The sequence below is a fragment of the Petrocella sp. genome (genome assembly GCF_059865615.1).
In genome coordinates, this window is sequence record NZ_JCBCDA010000053.1 from 1 (window position 1) to 6,344 (window position 6,344).

Consider the following 6,344-nt stretch of genomic DNA (forward strand, 5'->3'; position numbering starts at 1 on the left):
AAGTGTTTTTAGCACATTTGCTTGTCAGTAATACTGAGAAATGGGATAATATGAACAGAGGTGAGGGCCTCTAGGGTTATAGGATTGAAAAAAAGTAGTGTCAAAAAGCTCAAAATTTCCCATAAGCAAAAACAAATATAATGAATAAAATATTCTTCTAATTGATGGAGGATGTTTGATTTGTGGCATCAAAATAATGCTTTTGGGATAATATATATCAATATGATGAGAGGGTACGTGTATTGATTATTTATACACCAAATAGGAAGAATTATGTATGAAGGTCAGATTATTAGATTTTTACGTAAAGAACGCAGAATTTCTCAAACGTTGTTAGCAAAAGATATTTGTTCAGTAAGACATTTAAGCAATATTGAGGCGGGTAGAAGTGCAGTTTCATACGAGTTAGTGGTTCAGTTCATGCATAGATTAGAGACAGATATTAGCTTATTCGTTAACAAGGATATTCAGAAATATGGACTAGATCTATTTAAGGAATTTCAAGAGCTTGAATATTTTTTTTATAATTGGGATTATATTGAGCTATATGAATCAATAAAGAGAGTGCAAAAAAAATATCACTTTGAATCATTTTTAGGGAAAAAACTAACATATTACAAGGCCATATGTATTCATGAAATTTTTGGTGATCATAAGTTAGCGAAAGAAATGTTGTTGGAAATGTTAGAGAATGATTCATATGATGAAATTAAGAAGTCTCTAAGATATTTCAAGGATCAACTCGATCTTAACATTATAAATGCTTTATGTGTCAATTTATCGTATTCAGGTTATAAATCCATTAGTCTTAAACTATTTATAGCAATTAAAGATAACTTAACAAAATACAATAGTCTAAATACTGAGTTTGGGATTAAGACTCTATATAATATCATTAAGTTACAATATGATACTCATGAATTTGAAAAGTCATTAGAAGCAGCAAAAGAATGTGTGGCCATTTGTGAAAAGAATAAGCAGTATAGATTGTTGCCAGATGTGTATCATTATTATGCATTAGCAAAGAAGAACCTAGAGCATATGGATTATGAGATATACTACAAAAAGAGCCTATACTTGTTGAAAATTTTTAACTATAGTGTCAAAGTTAATTATTTAATGGATTCAAACAAAGATGAAGTTAATTTGGACCTAGATGAAGATATTTTTAAACCGGAAGTATAGTTCTATTTTTATAAGTTGTTTTTTATATTATCATTTCCTTAGAAGGGAGGATAATATGAATATTTTAAAGAGTATTCTAATATCAATGCTTATTGTCAAAATGAGTTTAAGTATTGAATTAGAAGTCAATAGACCAAATGAAGTTATTTTAGAAAAAAATGTTAATCCAGTAACAACAGAATTACCACATGAATGGTAACTTGAAGATGAGAAAAAAATATACCAGTATGGCACTGAACAATTACTCATAAATTCAGTCACCCTGTTTGCAATATATATTATTGCAATTAGCATAGAAGCTTGGGTAATTACAGTATTGTGGCTAATTTGATTTTTACCAATTAGAGCAGTTATAGGTGGGTAGCATGTCGATACACCATTTAGGTGCAATGTGCTTAGTTTGGTAGTTTATCTTATACTTAGTAGTCGTAATATATTTGTTAAAAACAGTTATCACCTACAAAATCATAGAAGATCAAATTGCTGGAAACACATATTAAAAAAATGACTATTATAATGTTGGTTAAGGCGTTAAAACTATATAGTTGAACTTTCACCTACCATATGTAGTTATGAAAGTATCAACGTAATCTACATATGGTAGGCGAATTTAGTGAAACTTAGTTTTGACCCTTTAACCAATGTTCAAATTGTGCAGAATACAGGAGGATAAAATGAAAAAAAGAATTTTAGCTTTAGTAATAATTATGTGTGTAATTTTTTCGGGATCAAGTCTAAATCATATGGATAAAACTGAGAAGAAAACTGTCTCAGATTTATCTGAGACAATAAAATTAGATTATAAGAGTCTAAAAAAGGTAGATGACCCATCTGAATCAGATATACTTATATTGAACAAAAATCAGATTTTGCAGAAAGAAGTTGCCGAAGAAGTAAAAAATAGCTATAAATCCGGTAAACGTATCATCATTCTTTCGGACAAACCAATTAAAAAGGAAATCATTGAATCATTAGGCATCGAAATGAATGAGTTCGATAATGAAAATTATAAAAATGATTCGGAAAAGCAAATAAAAAAAATAACAGAGGAAGTGGAGATAGTTGATTTAACTGAATATCCAATGGTTGGTACTCTAATATATCATGATAAGAATAGAGAGATATATACAGAGCTATATGCTGAAGAAATAACTTCTGAAGAAATCATAGAGGTTGTTGAATATTGTTCTGAATACAATTATATTACAATGGATTATGAGGGTGATAAGGGGTTGCTTGATCAAATATTAAATGCCTCAGTGGCAGAAGCAGCTGACTGGAAAAATATTTTAGTTCGAGCAAAAACATACTCAATACCAAGAGGGGCACTTTCAACTTCAATAACATTAGATAAAGACAATGATAATCCAAATAGTAACGGCCAATATCGATTTAATGTAAAATATAAGCTTGACATTGATACAGGTTCTAATTATTCTACAAATGGGGTTGTACTTAGGGCAAACGGAGAGAATTATTCCATAATAGCTGATTATGGCCCTAATCCGGGAACTTACTCATCTGGATCTGGATCTGTAGGAGTGAGTTTAGGTTGGGGCATATTCACTTTCTCATTTGATCCTAAAACTAGAGTTAAGATTATAAAAACTGGTGGTGGATACGGTAGTGCGTATACTAAAATGGAAACATATCCTGTTTCATTTTTTGGTACTAGAACATTTGCAGATCAACTTCATAGTGAAGTTCATATTAATGCATATCATAACGGACCGCATGGTGAATCATATTATGGTGCCGGTGATTTTGCAGTAACAACATATCAGTATTCTGCGGGCACACAAATTAATCGTATTATATATAGAGGTAACCAAGGGGTGGCGGGTAATTAATGAAAAAATCAGTAATTTTATTCCTTGTAGTTAGTGTGATTTTTTACGGAATATTCTATTCTTATTTACATAACGACCTGCAAAAACTACTATATATCAAAGGTATTCTAGATGAAAATATAGTTGATATTATTTATGTTGATAAAGGAGCGATTGTTCTCTGTGAAAACAACAGTGATAAAAATATAATACTTATAGCAATGGTATTTCGCCAGAACCTTATGGGTTATAGATATGATTATTCTGAACAAAGCAGTTTGAATTCTCAGGATAGTGGAATCAATGTATTAAGTATCATGGTTAATTCCAATAGTGATTTTTTATATTATGGTTGGGTGAACAATGGCAGTGAAAACTTAAATCTAATTATTGATGATAGAAACATTCTTCGTCAGGAATTAATACATGGATTATATTCATCATATTGGTGGCATATTGGTCAGCAAGCTCGGGTTAAAATAGAATCAAAAATGAATTAGTTCTTCGAGAGCAGTGTGTTTTTAATTTTTATGTTTAAAAGAAATAGACCAGAATAATTTTCTTGATAATTTAGAGAAATTATGGAGTGTAAAGTGGTTGTACAGCGGAAGAAAGTGTCATAATGAGTTTAAGTATTGAATTAGAAGTCAATGGACTAAATGAAGTTATTTTAGAAAAAAATGTTAATCCAATAACAACAGAATTACCACATGAATGGTAACTTGAAGATGAGAAAGAAATATACCAGTATGGCACTGAACAATTACTCATAAATTCAGTCACCCTGTTTGCAATATATATTATTGCAATTAGCATAGAAGCTTGGGTAATTACATGTTAACTTCCAGAAATTTTACGACTAAAGCACCTGCGAGTGACACGATACTCCCCCTTGTAGGTGCTTGTTAACCGTTAAATATAATCAAGCACATCTGGATTATGAATTAATTCGATAACATCCTCCAATGATTTTTCGCTCTTTTGGTACGCATCATACAATGCCTCTTTTACCTTCTCCGCATTTTGTTCTGGATCACCTTCATCCAAAATCTTTTTTCCCTTCAATGTATTGCAAGATTTCTTCGTAGCTTCTTAGGCTTTCAGCGATTGCCTTCAGTAGTTCCTCGCTTTGAATCATTTTTTGTTTTTGGTGCAGTTCTTCTAGTTCTGCTGTCAGCTTATCGTACTGTTCTCGATTTCGACTAATGGCTTTTTCTACTTTTTCGATCTTTTGTTCTAATCCTTCTTTACTGATATTTCTTCACATTTACTTTCTTCCTTTCAAAACTTCACTGATATAATTCGCTTTGTGTTTTACGTGTGTCGGATCAATATTAAACGCGCTGAGTATCACCTTTTGTGTCTTTGTCACTGCATGATCCAAGCGATATACATGATCCAATTGCCTTATCATTTCTATTTTCTCTAGTTCTCTAATCGCCGCCGGAACTGTAAGATAATTAGGTTTTTTTATCAACTCTTTCGCCTTGTTCTTTAATGCCGTATAGATTTTGCATCGAATAATCAATGCAATGAAATCGATAAATATTTTTGTAGATGCAGCTTCTTCTGATGCCACTCGCAAGCTTTTATTGCCTAAATATGATTTGTCTGCCCGAAATACTTTTTCTGATACATCTCTATTTTTATATAATCCGATTGCCTCTTTGGCGTCCATCTTTTCTGACGAAATGATGGCAAAGTATCCACATAAATCAAGTTCTTCACGAATCACCTTTAGATTAGGTTCCCCATAAACAAAGTGTCCTGTCTCTTTATTATAATGCATGTGAAAATATTTATGAAACATAGGTCCAAAACTATGCTCGGTATCCTGATATCTTACAAGATATTTCTGCATTTCCCTTATGTTTTCTTCCAGTCTTGAGCGTTCCCCAGCAGCTTTTCCTGCACTATAAAAGATATGAACATATCTTTTTTTCGTGTCGGCTGGATATACAAATGTGTGAACAGTCTTACCATACACACCAAACTCTGCGATCTGATTAATCCAATCATTCTCGAAAGTTCCCTTACATTTTCTTACCTGTTCCCTGATAAATTCCTTGTATCCTTTTACCATAATGATAAATCCAAAACCGTTACTATCCATATATTTCAGGTTATCTTTACTGAAATATCCACGATCAAGGATAAAACCTATATTCCGATAGCCATAGCCCTTAACTTTCTCAACCATAAATTGCAACTGTGATACATCATTAATACTCCCTGGATATTTTTCATACATCAACGGCTCACTATTATTCAGATCATAACCTACAGCATAATTGAATATAGCTGAGCCCGTATCTACTTTTGCCGCACCATACTCAACCATACTGATATTTCCAGCCTCGCAATTCTTATTCGTCGAATCGTATGAAATATAGATCCGTTCCCTGTGATTTCGTTCCCCGTTCCAACAATCTAGAAAGCTCTGTCTTTGATTTTCACTTGTATTTCGCAAAAAATCCGAAATGGTTGAATCACTGTAGACCTTCATTTCCGGTGTAAAAAGGGGATGGTTATAAGCGTAGTCCGGATAATACTGAGCAGCATTATTTTCTGTAATAAGTGAATAAGTAGCAAAATCCAGTATCATACCAGCAGCTTTATTTCCAAAAATATCCTCAAGCTTTTTATCAAGTCCTGCCTCTTTTATCGTTTCGTTAATGACCATATATGCGCCCACTTTAAGACAACTGCTTCGACAATCATCCCCTCGTTCTTCTGGAATATCAACTTCTGGAAAATATTTTTTAAAGTTTTCATTTGGCCTCATTTTAGTTTCATCATCATCAGACAACTTACCAATGGTGGCCCTTTTTACCGTTGTATACTGCTTAGTAGGATCATAAATTCGATCATATTCATAATAAACATACGTTGCATTTCCTTTGTTGCGAAACGTGATTTTCCCTTTATTTTCTGGTACATCCACTAGGTAACTAAGATACATAATCATCACCTCTTTTTAGTTTTATTTACGACTAAAAAGAGTATACCAAAAAACCTGCACTTTTGCAATAGGAAATGCAGGTTTTTCCTGTATTTTCAAGGTTTTTATTCGAATTTCATTTTTGCTTTTCCCTTTAGTTGCACCTTATTTGGAAGTTCAGAAACTTTGAACAGGGATAGAGAATGCGTTCATAAACCAGTAATTTCAAGATATTGTTTAAAGGAATACTCGAAGAAAGTCCTCGCTCTCTGTTAATCATAAATGTATGAATACCAAGAGAATGATAGATTTTACTAAGGATTGAGAAACCAATGTTTTTAATATCATTAGTATTAACGTCAAGTTTTTCATTCATATCTAAAATCAGT

General features: G+C 32.3%; 7 protein-coding genes. 4 read left to right on the forward strand and 3 right to left on the reverse strand.

Annotation, left to right across the window (positions count from 1 at the left end; translation table 11 throughout):
- Positions 1-273 precede the first annotated feature (273 nt).
- The 4 genes from AC6F8J_RS06300 to AC6F8J_RS06315 all read left to right on the forward strand — a co-directional run bounded on the left by AC6F8J_RS06300 (position 274) and on the right by AC6F8J_RS06315 (position 3,514).
- A complete protein-coding gene (locus AC6F8J_RS06300; protein ID WP_500721867.1) occupies positions 274-1,185 on the forward strand; it encodes an RNPP family C-terminal domain-containing protein in 912 nt (303 codons plus the stop codon).
- A gap of 55 nt (positions 1,186-1,240) precedes the next feature.
- The gene (locus AC6F8J_RS06305; protein WP_500721869.1) at positions 1,241-1,384 is read left to right on the forward strand and encodes a hypothetical protein; all 144 of its coding nucleotides are present in this window, start codon (positions 1,241-1,243) and stop codon (positions 1,382-1,384) included.
- A gap of 475 nt (positions 1,385-1,859) precedes the next feature.
- Positions 1,860-3,035 carry a hypothetical protein gene (locus AC6F8J_RS06310; protein ID WP_500721870.1) on the forward strand — a complete coding sequence of 392 codons (1,176 nt, stop codon included), beginning with the start codon at positions 1,860-1,862 and terminating at the stop codon, positions 3,033-3,035.
- Positions 3,035-3,514, forward strand: coding sequence for a hypothetical protein (locus tag AC6F8J_RS06315; RefSeq protein ID WP_500721872.1), 480 nt, complete (start codon positions 3,035-3,037; stop codon positions 3,512-3,514). Before AC6F8J_RS06310 ends, AC6F8J_RS06315 begins: the two co-directional genes overlap by 1 nt.
- A gap of 412 nt (positions 3,515-3,926) precedes the next feature.
- On the opposite strand, the gene AC6F8J_RS06320 is transcribed toward AC6F8J_RS06315, so the two are convergent.
- The 3 genes from AC6F8J_RS06320 to AC6F8J_RS06330 form a co-directional block, all read right to left on the reverse strand.
- Complete coding sequence (locus tag AC6F8J_RS06320) at positions 3,927-4,061, reverse strand: hypothetical protein (protein ID WP_500721873.1); 135 nt, start codon at positions 4,059-4,061, stop codon at positions 3,927-3,929.
- 220 nt (positions 4,062-4,281) lie between these two features.
- Positions 4,282-5,976: an IS1634 family transposase gene (locus AC6F8J_RS06325; protein ID WP_500721875.1), complete on the reverse strand. Its 1,695-nt coding sequence runs from the start codon at positions 5,974-5,976 to the stop codon at positions 4,282-4,284.
- Between the two features lie 133 nt (positions 5,977-6,109).
- The coding region (locus AC6F8J_RS06330) for a hypothetical protein (protein ID WP_500721877.1) at positions 6,110-6,344 on the reverse strand (235 nt) is incomplete at its 5' end.